Origin of the sequence: Pseudomonas umsongensis (assembly GCF_012647205.1) — a bacterium.
In the GTDB taxonomy this organism is placed as follows: Bacteria; Pseudomonadota; Gammaproteobacteria; order Pseudomonadales; family Pseudomonadaceae; genus Aquipseudomonas; species Aquipseudomonas umsongensis.
This window is the reverse complement of record NZ_CP051487.1, coordinates 5,762,623-5,779,679: the sequence shown is the minus strand read 5'-3', so window position 1 is coordinate 5,779,679 and position 17,057 is coordinate 5,762,623. Positions and strand designations below refer to the sequence as shown.

Annotated in this window: 14 protein-coding genes; 9 read left to right on the top strand and 5 right to left on the bottom strand. The window is 60.9% G+C overall.

All coding sequences use genetic code 11. The annotated features are described in order from the left end of the window. Nucleotides 1-2 precede the first annotated feature (2 nt). The 9 genes from murD to lpxC all read left to right on the top strand — a co-directional run bounded on the left by murD (nt 3) and on the right by lpxC (nt 10,480). Nucleotides 3-1,349: a UDP-N-acetylmuramoyl-L-alanine--D-glutamate ligase gene (gene murD, locus HGP31_RS26080; RefSeq protein ID WP_168758930.1), complete on the top strand. Its 1,347-nt coding sequence runs from the start codon at nt 3-5 to the stop codon at nt 1,347-1,349. Then, complete coding sequence (gene ftsW, locus HGP31_RS26075; RefSeq protein ID WP_020800848.1) at nt 1,346-2,563, top strand: putative lipid II flippase FtsW; 1,218 nt, start codon at nt 1,346-1,348, stop codon at nt 2,561-2,563. The genes murD and ftsW overlap by 4 nt, the downstream gene beginning before the upstream one ends. Further along, nucleotides 2,553-3,623, top strand: coding sequence for an undecaprenyldiphospho-muramoylpentapeptide beta-N-acetylglucosaminyltransferase (gene murG / locus HGP31_RS26070; RefSeq protein ID WP_020800849.1), 1,071 nt, complete (start codon nt 2,553-2,555; stop codon nt 3,621-3,623). Before ftsW ends, murG begins: the two co-directional genes overlap by 11 nt. Next, on the top strand, nt 3,616-5,076 hold the full coding sequence (gene murC / locus HGP31_RS26065; protein WP_020800850.1) for a UDP-N-acetylmuramate--L-alanine ligase: 1,461 nt from the start codon (nt 3,616-3,618) through the stop codon (nt 5,074-5,076). The genes murG and murC overlap by 8 nt, the downstream gene beginning before the upstream one ends. Then, nucleotides 5,073-6,038 carry a D-alanine--D-alanine ligase gene (locus HGP31_RS26060; protein ID WP_020800851.1) on the top strand — a complete coding sequence of 322 codons (966 nt, stop codon included), beginning with the start codon at nt 5,073-5,075 and terminating at the stop codon, nt 6,036-6,038. The genes murC and HGP31_RS26060 overlap by 4 nt, the downstream gene beginning before the upstream one ends. A gap of 4 nt (nt 6,039-6,042) precedes the next feature. After that, nucleotides 6,043-6,909: a cell division protein FtsQ/DivIB gene (locus HGP31_RS26055; RefSeq protein ID WP_033040309.1), complete on the top strand. Its 867-nt coding sequence runs from the start codon at nt 6,043-6,045 to the stop codon at nt 6,907-6,909. Nucleotides 6,910-6,924: 15 nt separating this feature from the next. Then, complete coding sequence (gene ftsA / locus HGP31_RS26050) at nt 6,925-8,184, top strand: cell division protein FtsA (protein ID WP_033040311.1); 1,260 nt, start codon at nt 6,925-6,927, stop codon at nt 8,182-8,184. 78 nt (nt 8,185-8,262) lie between these two features. Next, nucleotides 8,263-9,456 (top strand): cell division protein FtsZ, encoded by a 1,194-nt coding sequence (ftsZ, locus tag HGP31_RS26045; RefSeq protein WP_020800853.1) that lies wholly within the window; start codon nt 8,263-8,265, stop codon nt 9,454-9,456. A gap of 112 nt (nt 9,457-9,568) precedes the next feature. Continuing rightward, nucleotides 9,569-10,480 carry a UDP-3-O-acyl-N-acetylglucosamine deacetylase gene (gene lpxC / locus HGP31_RS26040; protein WP_008060300.1) on the top strand — a complete coding sequence of 304 codons (912 nt, stop codon included), beginning with the start codon at nt 9,569-9,571 and terminating at the stop codon, nt 10,478-10,480. Nucleotides 10,481-10,558: 78 nt separating this feature from the next. On the opposite strand, the gene HGP31_RS26035 is transcribed toward lpxC, so the two are convergent. From HGP31_RS26035 to HGP31_RS26015, 5 genes are all read right to left on the bottom strand, one after another. Further along, nucleotides 10,559-12,052 (bottom strand): sensor domain-containing diguanylate cyclase, encoded by a 1,494-nt coding sequence (locus HGP31_RS26035; protein ID WP_042955886.1) that lies wholly within the window; start codon nt 12,050-12,052, stop codon nt 10,559-10,561. Nucleotides 12,053-12,199: 147 nt separating this feature from the next. Next, complete coding sequence (locus HGP31_RS26030) at nt 12,200-13,468, bottom strand: OprD family porin (RefSeq protein WP_168759231.1); 1,269 nt, start codon at nt 13,466-13,468, stop codon at nt 12,200-12,202. Between the two features lie 249 nt (nt 13,469-13,717). Next, complete coding sequence (locus tag HGP31_RS26025; RefSeq protein WP_042955887.1) at nt 13,718-13,939, bottom strand: hypothetical protein; 222 nt, start codon at nt 13,937-13,939, stop codon at nt 13,718-13,720. A 1,083-nt stretch (nt 13,940-15,022) separates the two neighbouring features. Further along, nucleotides 15,023-16,387 (bottom strand): heavy metal sensor histidine kinase, encoded by a 1,365-nt coding sequence (locus HGP31_RS26020; protein ID WP_168758929.1) that lies wholly within the window; start codon nt 16,385-16,387, stop codon nt 15,023-15,025. After that, nucleotides 16,377-17,054: a heavy metal response regulator transcription factor gene (locus HGP31_RS26015; RefSeq protein ID WP_020799882.1), complete on the bottom strand. Its 678-nt coding sequence runs from the start codon at nt 17,052-17,054 to the stop codon at nt 16,377-16,379. Before HGP31_RS26015 ends, HGP31_RS26020 begins: the two co-directional genes overlap by 11 nt. Between the last annotated feature and the right edge of the window lie 3 nt (nt 17,055-17,057).

Genomic DNA, 17,057 nt, shown 5'->3' with positions numbered 1-17,057 from the left:
TCGTGTCCCTGATCGCGTCTGACCACTTCCGCATCGTTGTCGGCCTCGGCAAGAGCGGCATGTCCCTGGTTCGCTTCCTGGCGAACCGGGGCGTGGCGTTTGCAGTGGCCGATACGCGGGAAAATCCACCGGAACTGGCCACGCTCAAGCGTGACTACCCGCAGGTGGAAGTGCGTTGTGGCGAGTTGGACGTCGACTTCCTGTGCCGTGCCGACGAGCTCTACGTGAGCCCCGGCCTGGCACTGGCGACCCCGGCCCTGCAGGCCGCCGCTGCCCGTGGCGTGAAATTGTCCGGCGACATCGAGCTGTTCGCGCGTAACGCGAAGGCGCCGATCGTGGCCATCACCGGTTCCAACGCGAAGAGCACCGTGACCACCCTGGTCGGCGAGATGGCCGCAGCGGCGGGCAAGCGTGTGGCCGTCGGTGGCAACCTGGGTACGCCAGCGCTGGATTTGCTCAACGACGACATCGAGTTGTACGTGATGGAGCTGTCGAGTTTCCAACTGGAAACCACCGATCAACTCAACGCCGAAGTGGCGACCGTGCTCAACATCAGCGAAGACCACATGGACCGCTATAGCGGCCTGCCGGCCTATCACCTGGCCAAGCACCGGATCTTCCGCGGTGCCAGGCAGTTCGTGGTCAACCGCCAGGACGCCCTGAGCCGGCCACTGATCGGCGAGGGTCAGCCATGCTGGACTTTCGGCCTGAACAAGCCTGACTTCAAGGCTTTCGGGCTCCGCGAAGAAGGCGGCGAGAAATACCTGGCCTTTGAATTCCAGAACCTGATGCCAGTGCGCGAATTGAAAGTTCGCGGCGCCCATAACCAGTCCAACGCCCTGGCGGCCTTGGCACTCGGCCACGCCGTCGGCTTGCCGTTCGACGCCATGCTGTCGGCCCTGCGCAATTTCGCCGGGCTGGAGCATCGTTGCCAATGGGTCCGTGACCTGGATGGCGTGGGCTATTACAACGATTCCAAAGCCACCAATGTCGGCGCCGCGCTGGCGGCCATCGAAGGCCTGGGCGCGGACATCGACGGCAAAGTCGTGCTGATCGCAGGTGGCGATGGCAAGGGCGCCGAATTCAAGGACCTGCGTGATCCGGTGGCGGCCAACTGCCGCGCCGTGATCCTCATGGGCCGCGACAGCGACAAGATCGGCCAGGCCATCGGCGATGCCGTACCGCTGATTCGTGCGGGCTCCCTGGTCGAAGCCGTCGAGCAATGCCGCGCCACTGCTCAAACGGGCGACGTGGTGCTGCTGTCGCCAGCGTGCGCCAGTTTCGACATGTTCAAGAACTACGAAGATCGTGGTCACCAATTCGTCCAAGCCGTGGAGGAACTGGCATGAGTCTTCGAGGCATCATCAAGCCGTACCCATCGCCACTGATCACCGGGCGCGGTATCGACCTCGACTTTCCGATGCTCGTCGGTTGCCTGACGCTGCTGGGCCTGGGGCTGGTCATGATTGCATCGGCCTCCACCGAAGTGGCGGCGGTCCAGTCGGGCAGCGCCCTGTACTACATGATTCGCCACCTTATCTACGTGGTGCTGGGCCTGGGTGCCTGCATCGTCACCATGATGATCCCGATCGCCACCTGGCAACGCCTGGGCTGGCTGATGCTGTTGGGGGCATTCGGTTTGCTGGTGATGGTGATCATCCCGGGGATCGGCCGTGAGGTGAACGGTTCGATGCGCTGGATCGGCTTCAGTTTTTTCAACGTCCAGCCTTCCGAGATCGCCAAGGTGTTCGTGGTGATCTACCTCGCCGGTTACCTGGTGCGTCGCCAGAAAGAAGTGCGTGAGAGCTGGATGGGGTTCTTCAAGCCATTCATCGTGTTGCTGCCGATGGCGGGCCTGTTGCTGATGGAACCGGACTTCGGTGCCACCGTCGTGATGATGGGTGCGGCGGCGGCGATGCTGTTCCTCGGTGGTGTCGGGCTGTTCCGGTTTTCCCTGATGGTGGTCCTGGCGGTCGGGGCGGTGGTGTTGCTGATCCAGATGCAGCCGTATCGAATGGCGCGCCTGACCAACTTTGCCGACCCATGGGCCGACCAGTTCGGTGCCGGCTATCAGCTGTCCCAGGCGTTGATCGCTTTCGGTCGCGGCGAGTGGCTGGGCGTCGGCCTGGGCAACAGCGTGCAGAAACAGTTCTACCTGCCGGAAGCCCACACCGACTTCGTGTTCTCGGTCCTGGCCGAAGAGCTGGGTGCCGTGGGTTCCCTGTGCACCGTGGCACTGTTCGTCTTCGTTTGTATTCGCGGCATGTACATCGGCTTGTGGGCCGAGAAGGCCAAGCAGTTCTTCGCTGCCTACGTCGCCTACGGTTTGTCGTTCCTGTGGATCGGGCAGTTCCTGATCAATATCGGCGTGAACGTCGGCCTGCTGCCGACCAAGGGCCTGACCCTGCCGTTTCTCAGCTATGGCGGCAGTTCGTTGGTGATCTGCTGCGCCTGTCTGGGGTTGTTGCTGCGCATCGAGTGGGAGAGTCGAACCCACCTGGGCAGCGAAGAGATGGAATTCCATGAGAGCGACTTCGCCGAGGAGCCGAACCATGGGCGCTAACGTATTGATCATGGCCGGTGGCACCGGGGGCCATGTGTTCCCGGCCTTGGCCTGTGCCCGCGAATTCCAGTCTCGCGGCTACACCGTGCACTGGCTGGGCACGCCGCGCGGCATCGAGAACGAACTGGTTCCGGCGGCCGGCATCGAACTGCATCGGATCAACGCCAGCGGTTTGCGCGGCAAGGGCAAGTTGTCCCTGCTCAAGGCGCCGTTCATGTTGCTCAAGTCGGTGTGGCAGGCGCGGGCGATCATTCGTCGTTTGCAACCGGCTTGCGTGGTGGGTTTTGGTGGTTATGTGACCGGTCCCGGCGGTGTCGCAGCCAAACTGGCCGGCGTGCCGGTGATCGTTCACGAACAGAACGCCGTGGCCGGTACCGCCAATCGGTTGCTCGTGCCGTTGGCCGCCCGGGTCTGTGAAGCGTTCCCCGACACCTTTACCCTGTCGAGCAGCCGACGGACCACCGGTAACCCGGTGCGCACCGAGCTGTTCCTCGAAACACCGCGACCAGCCCTGGCCGGTCGCAAGGCGCGTTTGCTGATCCTGGGTGGAAGCCTGGGCGCAGAACCGTTGAACAAGCTGCTGCCTGAAGCCCTGTCGCAAGTCCCCGTCGACCTGCGCCCGGACGTGTTCCATCAGGCCGGCAAAAACCACGATGAAGTGACTGCGCAGCGCTACCTCGCGGCTGGCGTCGAGGCGCAAGTGCAGCCGTTCATCAAAGACATGGCCCAAGCCTATGGCTGGGCCGACCTGGTGGTATGTCGCGCAGGTGCGCTGACCATCAGTGAACTGGCTGCCGCCGGTCTGCCCTCGATGCTGGTGCCGTTGCCCCATGCGATCGACGATCACCAGACCCGCAACGCCGATTATTTGGCCCGTGAAGGCGCAGCCTTCCTGATGCCGCAAAGAACGACCGGTGCAGCGGATCTTGCCGCGCGCCTGACAGAGGTCCTGATGCAACCACAACGACTCAACGATATGGCCACTGCGGCCCGCCGCCTGGCCAAACCCGATGCCACCCGTAACGTGGTCGATACCTGCTTGGAGGTGGCCCATGGTTGAGAATCAGAAAGCCATGCCGCAACCGGAAATGCGCCGCATCCGTCGCATCCACTTCGTCGGGATCGGCGGCGTGGGCATGTGCGGGATTGCCGAGGTGTTGCTGAACCTGGGCTACGAAGTGTCCGGTTCCGACCTCAAGGCTTCGCCCGTCACCGAGCGCCTGGAATCTTTCGGCGCGCAGATTTTCATTGGTCACCGCGCCGAGAACGCTGCCGCCGCCGATGTGCTGGTGGTGTCCAGCGCCGTGAACACCTCCAACCCGGAAGTCGCCACCGCGCTGGAACGTCGCATCCCGGTCGTGCCTCGGGCGGAAATGCTGGCCGAGCTGATGCGTTATCGCCACGGCATCGCCGTTGCCGGTACCCACGGCAAGACCACCACCACCAGCCTGATCGCCTCGGTCTTCGCCGCCGGCGGCCTGGACCCGACGTTCGTCATCGGTGGCCGCCTGAATGCAGCTGGCACCAATGCCCAGCTTGGCACCAGCCGCTACCTGATCGCCGAAGCCGACGAAAGTGACGCCAGCTTCCTGCACTTGCAGCCGCTGGTGGCCGTGGTCACCAACATCGACGCCGACCACATGGCGACCTACGACGGTGACTTCAACAAACTGAAGAAAACCTTCGTCGAGTTCCTGCATAACCTGCCTTTCTACGGCCTGGCGGTGGTGTGCCTGGACGATCCGGTGGTGCGTGAAATCCTCCCGCAGGTCAAGCGTCCGACCGTTACCTACGGCTTCGGCGAAGACTGCGACGTGCGCGCCATCAATGTGCGCCAGCAAGGCATGCAGACGTTCTTCACCGTGCTGCGCCCTGACCGTGAACCACTGGATGTGTCGGTGAACATGCCGGGCAACCACAACGTATTGAACGCCCTGGCAACCATCTGCATCGCCACCGACGAAGGCGTCAGCGATGAAGCCATCGTCCAGGGCCTGTCCGGGTTCCAGGGCGTTGGCCGACGCTTCCAGGTCTACGGCGAACTGCCGGTGGACGGTGGCCAGGTGATGCTGGTGGACGACTACGGTCACCACCCGACCGAAGTCGCCGCGGTGATCAAGGCCGTGCGCGGTGGTTGGCCGGAGCGTCGCCTGGTGATGGTCTACCAGCCGCACCGTTACAGCCGTACGCGCGACCTGTACGACGACTTCGTCAATGTACTGGCCGACGCCAACGTCCTGCTGCTGATGGAAGTCTATCCGGCCGGCGAAGAACCGATCCCCGGTGCCGACAGCCGCAAGCTGTGCAACAGCATCCGCCAGCGCGGCCAGCTCGACCCGATCTACATCGAGCGCGGTGTCGACCTCGCGCCGCTGGTCAAGCCGCTGTTGCGTGCCGGTGACATCCTGCTGTGCCAGGGCGCCGGTGATATCGGCGGTCTCGCACCGAAACTGTTGAAAAGTGAGTTGTTCGCCGGTGCCGTTGTTGCATCGGTGGAGGGGAAGTTGAAATGACTGCTGCCTACGCCAACCTCGCCAGCACCGTCGCGCCGAAAGACTTCGGCCGCGTCGCCGTGCTGTTCGGCGGCAAGAGTGCCGAACGCGAAGTGTCCCTGAAGTCGGGTAACGCCGTTCTCGATGCGTTGCTCAGTGCAGGTGTGGACGCGTTCGGCCTCGACGTCGGCGATGACCTGTTGCAGCGTCTGCTGAACGAAAAGATCGACCGCGCCTTCATCATCCTCCACGGCCGTGGCGGTGAAGACGGCAGCATGCAGGGCCTGCTCGAGTGCCTGGGGATTCCCTACACCGGCAGCGGCATCCTCGCCTCGGCGCTGGCCATGGACAAGCTGCGCACCAAGCAGGTCTGGCACAGCCTGGGGATTCCGACGCCACGTCACGCGGTACTGAGCAGCGAAGCCGATTGTATTTCGGCGGCGACGGAACTGGGCTTCCCTTTGATCGTCAAACCGGCCCATGAAGGTTCAAGTATCGGTATGGCCAAAGTGAGTTCCGCGTCTGAATTGATCGACGCCTGGAAAGCGGCCAGTACCTACGATTCGCAAGTGTTGGTCGAGCAATGGATTCACGGTCCGGAGTTCACCATCGCCACCCTGCGTGACCAGGTGTTGCCTCCAATCGCCCTGGGCACGACGCACAGTTTCTACGACTACGACGCCAAGTACATCGCCAACGATACCCAGTACCGTATTCCGTGCGGCCTGGACAGCGCCAAGGAAAAGGAACTCATGGACCTCACGGCGAAAGCCTGTGAAGCCTTGGGTATCGCCGGTTGGGGCAGGGCGGATGTGATGCAGGACGCCGAGGGGCAGTTCTGGTTCCTGGAAGTCAACACGGCACCGGGCATGACCGATCACAGCCTGGTGCCGATGGCGGCCCGTGCTGCCGGCCTGGATTTCCAGCAACTGGTTCTGGCCATTCTGGCCGAGAGCTTCGGCAAGCAAGAGCCGCGAGGTTAAGACCATGCAAGGCGCACAGTTGAGACATCAGCCTACCGCACCCGGTCGCAAGCCGGTGCCGCGGGGTGCCAGCCGAATGGTGGCCAAAGAGCCGATGTCCGCGCGCCTGCCGAAAGCCAACTTTGGCTTTGTCAAAGCGCTGTTCTGGCCAGTCCTGCTGGTGGCGTTGGGGTTCGGTACTTATGAAGGCGCGCAGCGTTTATTGCCGTATGCCGATCGACCGATCACCAAGATCGCGGTACAGGGCGACCTGAGCTACATCAGCCAGCAAGCGGTGCAGCAGCGAATCGCCCCGTTCGTTGCGGCGAGCTTCTTCACCATCGACCTTGAGAGCATGCGCACCGAGCTTGAAACGATGCCATGGATTGCCCACGCCGAAGTGCGCAGGGTGTGGCCGGATCAGGTGGTGATTCGCCTGGAAGAACAACTGCCGGTGGCCCGTTGGGGCGACGAATCGCTGCTGAATAACCAGGGGCAGGCGTTCACCCCGCGCGAGCTGGCCAACTACGAACACTTGCCGCAGTTGTTTGGTCCGCAGCGGGCCCAACAGCAGGTGATGCAGCAATATCAGGTACTGAGCCAGTTGCTCAGGCCATTGGGCTTCTCGATTGCGCGCCTGGAGTTGCGTGAACGAGGCAGCTGGTTCCTGACGACCGGCCCTGGCAGTGCCGGCCCCGGGATCGAACTGCTGCTGGGACGCGGCAACCTGGTGGAAAAGATGCGCCGTTTCATTGCCATCTATGACAAGACGCTCAAAGAGCAGATTACGAACATTGCGCGCATCGATCTGCGCTACGCCAACGGCCTCGCTGTTGGCTGGCGGGAACCAGTAGCGCCGACGACAGCCCAACCCGCTGTCGCGAAGAATTAAGAGAGGCAGGACCCCATGGCAAACGTGCAAAGCGGCAAAATGATCGTCGGTCTCGATATCGGCACCTCCAAGGTGGTGGCGCTGGTCGGCGAGGTCTCGGACGACGGCACGCTGGAAATCGTCGGGATCGGCACCCATCCGTCCCGAGGCCTGAAGAAAGGCGTGGTGGTGAACATCGAGTCCACCGTGCAGTCGATCCAGCGCGCCATCGAAGAAGCGCAGCTGATGGCTGGCTGCCGTATCCACTCGGCGTTTGTCGGCGTGGCGGGCAACCATATCCGCAGCCTGAACTCCCACGGCATCGTGGCAATTCGTGATCGCGAAGTCAGCTCCGCCGACCTTGAGCGCGTACTCGACGCCGCCCAGGCCGTGGCGATCCCGGCTGACCAGCGGGTGCTGCACACCTTGCCGCAGGATTACGTGATCGATAACCAGGAAGGCGTCCGCGAGCCACTGGGCATGTCCGGTGTGCGCCTGGAAGCCAAGGTCCACGTGGTCACCTGCGCCGTCAACGCCGCACAGAACATTGAAAAATGTGTGCGTCGCTGCGGCCTGGAAATCGACGACATCATCCTCGAGCAACTCGCTTCGGCTTATTCCGTGCTGACCGACGACGAGAAAGAGCTGGGCGTGTGCCTGGTGGACATCGGTGGCGGCACCACCGACATCGCGATCTTCACCGAAGGCGCGATCCGTCACACCGCGGTGATCCCGATTGCGGGCGACCAGGTGACCAACGACATCGCGATGGCGTTGCGCACTCCGACCCAGTACGCCGAAGAAATCAAGATCCGCTACGCCTGCGCCCTGGCCAAACTGGCGGGCGCCGGTGAAACCATCAAGGTCCCGAGCGTCGGCGACCGTCCGCCGCGCGAGCTGTCCCGCCAGGCCCTGGCCGAAGTGGTCGAGCCGCGTTACGACGAACTGTTCACGCTGATCCAGGCCGAGCTGCGTCGCAGTGGCTACGAAGACCTGATCCCGGCCGGCATCGTGCTGACTGGCGGTACCGCGAAGATGGAAGGCGCCACTGAACTGGCCGAGGAAATCTTCCACATGCCGGTGCGCCTGGGCGTGCCCCACGGCGTCAAGGGCCTGGATGACGTGGTGCGCAACCCGATCTATTCCACGGGCGTTGGCCTGTTGATGTACGGCCTGCAGAAGCAATCCGACGGCATCTCGTTCTCGGGTATCGGCAGCCGCGACAGCTTCAGCAACGAAGAACCCAAAGGTGCCTTGCTCGATCGCATCAAGAGCTGGGTCCAGGGCAATTTCTAAGATTTACCGCAGCACCGCAACACCGTTGTAGATACAGGCAGTAGGCGAAAAAACTAGAGAACGTAAAGGAGAGGGAAAATGTTCGAACTCGTAGACAACATCCCCGCAAGCCCGGTTATTAAAGTTATCGGTGTCGGCGGTGGCGGTGGCAACGCCGTGAATCACATGGTCAAGAGCAACATTGAAGGCGTTGAGTTCATCTGCGCCAACACTGATGCCCAGGCGCTCAAGAGCATTGGCGCGCGGACCATCCTGCAACTGGGTACCGGCGTGACCAAAGGCCTGGGCGCGGGTGCCAACCCTGAAGTAGGTCGTCAGGCCGCTCTCGAAGATCGTGAGCGCATTGCCGAAGTCCTGCAGGGCACCAACATGGTGTTCATCACCACTGGCATGGGCGGTGGTACCGGTACCGGTGCTGCGCCAATCATTGCCGAAGTGGCCAAGGAAATGGGGATTCTCACCGTTGCGGTGGTGACTCGTCCGTTCCCGTTCGAAGGTCGCAAGCGCATGCAGATTGCCGATGAAGGCATCCGCCTGCTGTCGGAAAGCGTCGACTCGTTGATCACCATTCCGAACGAGAAGCTGCTGACCATCCTCGGTAAGGACGCCAGCCTCTTGTCGGCTTTCGCCAAGGCTGACGATGTACTGGCCGGTGCCGTTCGCGGTATCTCCGACATCATCAAGCGTCCGGGCATGATCAACGTCGACTTTGCCGACGTACGTACCGTGATGAGCGAAATGGGCATGGCGATGATGGGCACTGGCTGCGCCAGCGGTCCGAACCGTGCACGCGAGGCTACCGAAGCGGCCATTCGCAACCCGTTGCTCGAAGACGTGAACCTGCAAGGTGCACGCGGCATCCTGGTGAACATCACCGCCGGTCCTGACCTGTCCCTGGGTGAGTACTCCGACGTGGGTAGCATCATCGAAGCCTTCGCTTCCGAGCACGCCATGGTCAAGGTCGGTACCGTTATCGATCCAGACATGCGCGACGAGCTGCACGTGACTGTCGTTGCGACCGGTTTGGGCGCTAAAATCGAGAAGCCGGTGAAGATCATCGACAATACCGTCCACACGTCGATGGCTTCCCAGCCGCAACAACAGGCCCCTGTTCGTCAGGACGCTCCAGCGGTGAACTACCGTGACCTGGACCGTCCGACCGTCATGCGCAACCAGGCCCAGGCCGGTGCTGCGACTGCCGCGAAGATGAATCCGCAAGATGATCTGGACTACCTGGACATCCCGGCATTCCTGCGTCGTCAGGCCGATTGATGAAATGTATCAGGGCTATGAAGGTGATTGGTGTTCAGCAAAGGCGTGGTCTGCTATCATCGCCAGCCTTTGTTGATACCAGTTCGCAATTTGCGCTGAAGCGGCCCAAGCCATGATTAAACAACGCACACTGAAAAATATTATCCGTGCCACAGGTGTAGGTCTGCACTCCGGGGAGAAGGTATACCTGACCCTCAAGCCTGCGCCGATCGACACCGGCATTGTGTTTTGTCGTGCCGACCTCGATCCCGTGGTGCAGATCCCTGCACGCGCAGAAAACGTTGGCGAAACCACCATGTCGACCACGCTGGTCAACGGTGACGTCAAAGTGGATACGGTGGAGCACTTGCTCTCGGCCATGGCTGGCCTGGGCATCGATAACGCCTACGTCGAGCTCTCCGCGTCCGAAGTCCCGATCATGGATGGCAGCGCTGGACCTTTCGTATTCCTGATTCAGTCGGCTGGCCTGGAAGAGCAGGACGCCGCCAAGAAGTTCATCCGCATCCTGCGTGAAGTGACTGTGGAAGACGGCGACAAGCGCGCCACTTTCGTCCCTTTCGAAGGTTTCAAGGTGAGTTTCGAGATCGATTTCGATCACCCGGTTTTCCGTGACCGCACACAAAGTGCAAGCGTGGATTTTTCCAGCACTTCGTTCGTAAAAGAAGTCAGCCGCGCCCGTACCTTTGGTTTCATGAGTGACATCGAGTACCTGCGCAAGCACAACCTCGCACTCGGCGGCAGTGTTGAAAACGCTATTGTGGTCGACGCTGATGGTGTATTGAACGAAGACGGCCTTCGCTACGAAGACGAATTCGTGAAACACAAGATCCTCGATGCAATTGGTGACCTCTACCTGCTGGGCAATAGCCTGATTGGTGAGTTCAAGGGCTTCAAGTCCGGCCACGCACTGAACAACCAGCTGCTGCGCAAGTTGATTGAGCAGACAGATGCCTGGGAAGTCGTGACGTTCGAAGACGCCAGCACCGCACCGATCTCTTACATGCGCCCTGTAGCGGCCGTGTAAGTAAAAAACCTCTCTAGTTTTTTAAAGGCTGCCTTCGGGTGGCCTTTTTTTATGTGTGCGAATGTTCATCGCCATCCACTACAAGGCTACCACCCGATTGCGCCCGGTCTCCTTGGCTTGATACAACGCTTTGTCCGCGGCGAACATCAGCACCTCCAGGTTGATGTCGGAGCAGGCGTTCCAGGTGCTGATGCCAATGCTCACGGTAATCGGCGAGTCGGTTCCGTCGATCGGCGGTAGCTGCTCGACGGCCTCTCGAATGCGCTCGGCGATCTGTTGCGCGCCCGCCATATCGGTTTCCGGCAGGACCACCGAAAACTCCTCGCCACCGTAGCGCGCGACCAGGTCGGCAGGCCGTCTTACGTGGGTGCGCAACACATTGGCCACCGCGCGCAAGGCCTCATCGCCGGCTTGATGGCCGTGACGATCGTTGAAGGCCTTGAAGTGATCGGCGTCGATCATCAGCAGCGACAATGGCTTGCCGGAACGCTGGGCGCGAAACCACTCATGACGCAACGTCTGGTCCAGCGTGCGGCGGTTCGCCAGACCGGTCAAGGCGTCGGTGGCGGCCAGTTGTGCCAGTTCCAGTTCGGCATGGTGGCGCAGGCGCAGTTCGCGGCAGAGCAACCAGGTCAGCCACAGCAGGCACGCACACAGCGCAATTGTGGCCAGGCTGACCACCAGCGCCGTGCGTTGCCAGGAAGCAAACACTTCCGCGCCCGACAGCGCCACGATGACAATCAGCGGCAGATTGCCAACCTGGGAAAAGGTGTAGAGCCGTTGATCCTGGTAGCGACTTGAGACACTGCTGAAGCTGCCGTTGCCTTCCTTGACGATGCGCTGGAAGTTGGGGCGACTGCTGAAGTCCGAGCCGGTCAGGTCTTCGCCCAGGCGAGGGACTTGGGCTAGGAGAATTCCATCCTTGTTGATCAGGCTGATCGAGCTGTCAGGACCGATGTTCAGGCTGTTGAACAGCTGTTCGAAGTAGCTCAGGCGCATGGCCGCTTCGGCGACTCCAAGGAACTCGCCCTGGGCGCCACTGATCCGGCGGCTGAAGCTGATGCGCCATTCGTTGTTGGCCAACCGGGACCGAAAAGGACGGCTGATGAACATGCCCGGGTCGCTGTTGTTCACGTGGGACTGGAAGTACTCGCGGTCGGCAAAGTTACCTTTCCTCGGTTCTCGCGAAGCCGAGTCGGCGACTACGTTGCCCTGCTGGTCGAGCAACAGGATGTCACCCTTGTACGGTGCCGCGGTGGCGCGATCGAACAAGGCCAGGTGACGGATCTGCGGGGAAACGTGCATGAGGTCTTCACGACGCGAGGCCGCGATCAAGCCGAGCAAGGAGACGTCATAGAGCTCGATGTTGCGCAGGACGTCGGCTTCGATCAATTGCACAATGTTGGCCGCGGAGCGACTGGCTGACAGTTCGGCATTGGCGCGTTCACGCACCAGCAGGAACGCCACGATGCCGAGGATGGCAATCACCATCAAGACGCTGCCGACAATCACCAATCGCTCGGAACGCGTGGATGGGGTTGTGGGGTGAAATGTCGCGCTGCGCTCGCTCATGGTTCTGGCTTCTGCTGTCTAGGCGTCGGGAACATTCTTTTACAAGAATCGGGCAGCGTTCCGGACACCCGTCATATCCACCGCCTCCCTGCGCACTCCGGATAAAAAAAGGCCAGCAAAACGTGCCGGCCTTTTGTTTACTGAAGCTTAGAAGACATTGAGCGGGTAGTCGAAAATCACCCGGTATTCGTCAGTGTCCTGATCCAGTGCGCCATAACCGTTGCCACCCCGGTTCGTTGCCCATTGCAGGCGTAGGGCAAGGTTTTTCGCCTGGCCAGCCTGGACCACGTACTTGAGTTCGATGTCGCGCTCCCAGTGCCTGGCGTTTTTGCCGTCGGCGCTATACCAAGCGCTGTACCCTGGGCTGTCTGGATCGACTTTGGTCAGGTCCAGCTTGCCTCGGGAGTAGGACAACGCGGAGGTCAGTCCCGGCAGGCCGAGTCCGACAAAGTCATAGGCGTACTTGAGTTTCCATGAGCGTTCGTTGGGGCCGTTGAAGTCCGAGTATTGCTGGGAGTTGTCGAGGAAGACGCTATCGCCCTGGCTGATGTAGTCGAATGGGGTGTTGCCATTGACTCGCTGGTAAGCAGCGGTGACGCTGTGATGGCCGATGCCGAGGGTGAAATGCAGGCTGTAGGTGTTGTTGTCGATGTGGCCGAGCAGCGCGTCACCGGTGTCTTGCGTGTGATAGAAGTGCAGGCCTGGGTTGAGGCTGACCACCTCGTTGAGCGCATAGGTGTAATCGAGGTCGTAGTAGTACTGGTTCCAAATGTCCTTGAGCTCGGCGGCATACAGGCTGCTGCTCAAGCCGGGCAGACCGCTCCAGGCCACGCCTGCCCAGTTGAGATGCCGGCTCTCGTCACCTTCGGCCAAGGTGCCGTAGGATGTGCCGATACGGGTATGGCCACTTTGGTTATACGGCTTGGTGAAGCTCGCTTGCCCACCCTCTATCAGCCAGCCGTCGAAGCTGTGGTTGGTCAGGCTGACCCCGCGAAAGGTCTGCGGCAACATGCGGGTCTCACCGCCGGCAATCACCGGATTGGCGAGAAACAGGTCACCGGCCTTCAATTCGGTATCGAAGGCACGCATTTTCAGGGTGCCGCCTGCGGTGGAGAACGAGCCCGGTGCCTTGCCGTTGCCATCGCTGACCGGCAGGATGCTCGAATTGTCCGTGCCGCCACCACCGTCGAGCTTGAGCCCAAGCATGGCATGTGCGTCGAAGCCGAACCCGACGCTGCCTTCAGTGAAGCCCGATTCGAAGATGCCCAGGAAACCCTGGCCCCATTCAATATTGTCATCGGCCTGCTGCTGGCGATTGCGGTTCATGTAGTAGTTGCGCGCGTTGAGGGTGAGGCTGGCGTCTTCGGCGAAACCTTGGGCAGCTGAATTGTCGGTGGCGTGAGCATTGGCCGTCATCGTTGCAGCGATTGCAACGAACAGCGCAGGTGAACTGAGTGGGAAACGCACGGGGGGTAAAGCTCCTGGGTCAGCGGGGAACAGCACTTTTCCTGCAGTCGCAGAGGTGTCTTGTTGGCGAAAAAAGGACGCAGCGGGTGTTAAAACCACAACGAAAAAAAGCCGCTGACAGCAGCGGCTTTGAAGACAACTTTTCAATGGGAAGAGCCGTTGAAAAGTGTCGAGGGAAACTGGAGCGGTGAGCGGCGATCAGCTGTCTTTCTCAGCCTGCTTGGCCTGGACGCTCGACGCTTGTGGGGCTTGGGTGGCCTCCTGGGCTTTGGCGGTCATCTCGATCTGGTGCTCTTCGTAGGCTGCGGCCCGGGCGGTATTTTGTGCGACGAAGGCCTGTGACTCTTCGGCCATGGCGAACGGAGACAGGAACAGAGAAGACAGAACGAAAGCGCTGGCAATACCCATACTGTTGGACATCTTTTAAACCTTCTTGCTTGGCAAGTGCTGTTTGGTGCGGGCAAAGATAAGGGGCTTGAGGGAAAGGAAAAAGAGCGGATTCATGAAAGGACTGTTACCTAAAGAGCAAAGATCGAGCTTCCGACACAACGCGCGGGAAAGATTTTTTGTAGGAGCCAGGTTTGCCGGCGAAGGCGTCCTTACAGCTGGAGCTAATCTTTCAGGTGTACATATCCAATTCTGCGGTAACGGCCACCTATGGTTTCGCCCTTACGGCGAGTCACTTGGAAAAACGGAACGCCGCCCGGCCCTAAGTAACCAAGGGCTCTTGCCCCTGGCGTTCGGAGCCTCGCTCCGGTCCTGCTCCGTGGGTCGCCGCGCTGGGCCATCCTTGGCCCAGCGCGGCTAAACCGGCATCCATGCGGGTTTACCCACTGCGCAGAACCGGAACGAAGCCTCTCGATGGGGCAAGAAAATCAAAAACCAAATCAAAAACCAAAGCGAGGCGGCCTGACAGCCGACCTAATTGCAGGCTTGTCCGCGATCCCCTGTGTGAGCCAGCCTGCTGGCGATGAGCGTCCAGACAACGCGATCCTTCAGACAGGGCGCGTTATCGTTGACGTCCATCGCGAGCAAGCATCGCTCCTACAGGGGTACGTGCTCACTTGAAGTCAGGTCGGCTTTAAGGCCGCCTCGCTTTTGTTTTTGATCGTGGGCGCCCCGTTAAACCACGATGGCCGAACGCAGGCATTGCGCAGTGGGTAAACCGGCAGGACGCAGGTTTAGCCGCGCTGGGCCAGGGATGGCCCATCGCGGCGACCCACGGAGCAATGCCGGAGTGAGGGCATGCCGAGCCCTAGCGAGGCACCGAGTGGTGGGGCAAAGCCTTTTGCTTCCTTTTTGGCGTTTGAAAAAGGGAGTCGCTGTAAGAGCGAAACCATAAGTGGCCGTTACCGCAGCAACGGATATGTACTCCGCAGCAATGGATATGTACTCAGACAACAATCTCCCACAGGCTTCGACGCGGCACGGATCAACGAGCAACACCCAAAACGAGGCGGCCTGCCGGTCGGCCTGTTTTCGGGGGGGAGGGAGCGTGGGGCCTCAGACGGGCAAATGCATGCCAAAGGTATTCATGCCATGGTCGCTGTGCACGAACACATCGCCGCCATGCATCAGGGCAATCGCCTTGACGATGGCCAGGCCCAACCCGTGGTTGTTGCCACTGTTGCTGCGTGAGGCATCGACCCGGTAGAAGCGTTCGAACAGGCGCGGCAGATGCTCGCTGGAAATCGGTGCGCCCGGGTTGGCGACGCCGATGCTGACCTGGTGCTCGCCTGCTTCGATTCGCACCTTGATGACTTGTCCGGGGTCGGTGTGCTGCACGGCGTTGTTGAGCAGGTTGATCAAGGCCCGGCGCAGGTGGGCGATCTCGATTCGCACCTGGGCATCGCCGCTGACCTGAACCTGTACCTGGGCGTCCTCGAGAATGAAGTCCAGATATTCCAGGGTCGTCGCCACTTCCTCCGCCAGTGAGGTGGAGGTCAGTTTGGTGGCCTTGCTGCCCTGGTCGGCGCTGGCCAGGAACAGCATGTCATTGATGATCGAGCGCAGCCGTTCAAGTTCTTCAAGGTTCGATTGCAGCACCTCGAAATAGTGTTCCGCCGAACGCCCGCGTGTAAGCGCGACCTGGGTCTGGCCGATCAGGTTGGTCAGCGGCGAGCGCAGTTCATGGGCGACATCGGCGTTGAACGATTCCAGGCGCGAGTACGCCTGTTCGACCCGTTCCAGTGTCGAGTTGAACGAGTCGACGAATTGATTCAACTCAGGGGGCAGCGACGACAGGCGCAAGCGACCTGAACGCAATGGCGGGGCCAGGCGCTGGGCTTCCTGGGATAGCTTGATCAATGGTTTGAGCCCGATCCGCGCCACCCAGTAACCCAGCGCCGAGGCCATCAGCACGCCGATAACCGCCAGGCTGATCAGGGCGATCAGCAACTGGTGCTGGGTATGGTAAAAAGTTTCGGTGTCGATACCGATCATGAATCGCAGGGGCGGGCGCTGGTCCTTGGCCGGGAATTGGCTGACCAGCACTTTCAGCGGGTAGGGGTGATCCGCCAGTTGCAAGTCGCGCATGCCCAACGGTCCTTCGGCGAAGGCACGGATGCTCGGGGTCGGATTGCCGTATTCGTACTGGGGATCGCCGCTGACGATCCAGAAACTGATGCGCTTGTCTTCTTCGCCGAGCAGCTTGAGCTTGTTATTGATCTTCACCCAGTGCTCGGGCGTGCCGTAACGGCCGACGGTCGATTCGAGCACGCTGTAGCGCGCGTCCAGTTCGGCTTCGGGCAACAACCCCAAACCTTTGTCGACCTGTTGGTACAGCGCCCAGCCGATCAACAGGAACACCAGCAGCGCCACCAGGGTAAACATCCCGCTCAGGCGCAGCGCAATGCTATTACTGGACACCACGGCTCTCCAGTACATAACCCATGCCACGAATCGTGTGCAGCAATTTCTCTTCGAATGGCCCATCGAGCTTGGCTCGCAAGCGTTTGATCGCGACTTCGACGACGTTGGCGTCGCTGTCGAAATTGATGTCCCAGACCATTTCGGCGATGGCCGTCTTCGACAGGATTTCACCCTGGCGACGGGCCAGAACACTGAGCAGCGAGAACTCCTTGGCTGTCAGGTCCAGGCGTGTGCCGGCGCGGGTGGCCTTGCGGCTGATCAAATCTATCCACAGGTCGGCGATGCTCACTTGCACCGGCTCGTGGCCACCGCTGCGCCGGGTCAGCGCCTGTAGGCGTGCCACCAGTTCGAGGAAGGAAAATGGCTTGCCCAGGTAGTCGTCGGCACCGTCGCGCAGGCCCTTGATGCGGTCTTCGACCCGTTCGCGGGCGGTGAGCATGATCACCGGCGTTTGTTTGCGCGCACGCAAGGCGCGCAATACACCGAAACCGTCGAGGGCCGGCAGCATCACGTCGAGGACGATCACCGCGTAGTCGCTTTCCAGCGCCAGGTGCAGGCCTTCCACGCCATCGCGGGCCAGGTCCACGGTGTAACCCTGTTCCGTCAGGCCGCGGTGAAGATAGTCCGCGGTTTTTTCTTCGTCTTCGATAATCAGGACGCGCATGAC

Bases quoted from the DNA above. Each gene is read 5' to 3' on its own strand.
- murG (WP_020800849.1), top strand. From the start codon at position 2,553: ATGGGCGCTAACGTATTGATCATGGCCGGTGGCACCGGGGGCCATGTG.
- HGP31_RS26055 (WP_033040309.1), top strand. From the start codon at position 6,043: ATGCAAGGCGCACAGTTGAGACATCAGCCTACCGCACCCGGTCGCAAG.
- ftsW (WP_020800848.1), top strand. From the start codon at position 1,346: ATGAGTCTTCGAGGCATCATCAAGCCGTACCCATCGCCACTGATCACC.
- HGP31_RS26015 (WP_020799882.1), bottom strand. From the start codon at position 17,054: ATGCGCGTCCTGATTATCGAAGACGAAGAAAAAACCGCGGACTATCTT.
- HGP31_RS26060 (WP_020800851.1), top strand. From the start codon at position 5,073: ATGACTGCTGCCTACGCCAACCTCGCCAGCACCGTCGCGCCGAAAGAC.
- murC (WP_020800850.1), top strand. From the start codon at position 3,616: ATGGTTGAGAATCAGAAAGCCATGCCGCAACCGGAAATGCGCCGCATC.
- ftsZ (WP_020800853.1), top strand. From the start codon at position 8,263: ATGTTCGAACTCGTAGACAACATCCCCGCAAGCCCGGTTATTAAAGTT.
- HGP31_RS26025 (WP_042955887.1), bottom strand. From the start codon at position 13,939: ATGTCCAACAGTATGGGTATTGCCAGCGCTTTCGTTCTGTCTTCTCTG.
- ftsA (WP_033040311.1), top strand. From the start codon at position 6,925: ATGGCAAACGTGCAAAGCGGCAAAATGATCGTCGGTCTCGATATCGGC.
- lpxC (WP_008060300.1), top strand. From the start codon at position 9,569: ATGATTAAACAACGCACACTGAAAAATATTATCCGTGCCACAGGTGTA.
- HGP31_RS26035 (WP_042955886.1), bottom strand. From the start codon at position 12,052: ATGAGCGAGCGCAGCGCGACATTTCACCCCACAACCCCATCCACGCGT.
- HGP31_RS26030 (WP_168759231.1), bottom strand. From the start codon at position 13,468: ATGACGGCCAATGCTCACGCCACCGACAATTCAGCTGCCCAAGGTTTC.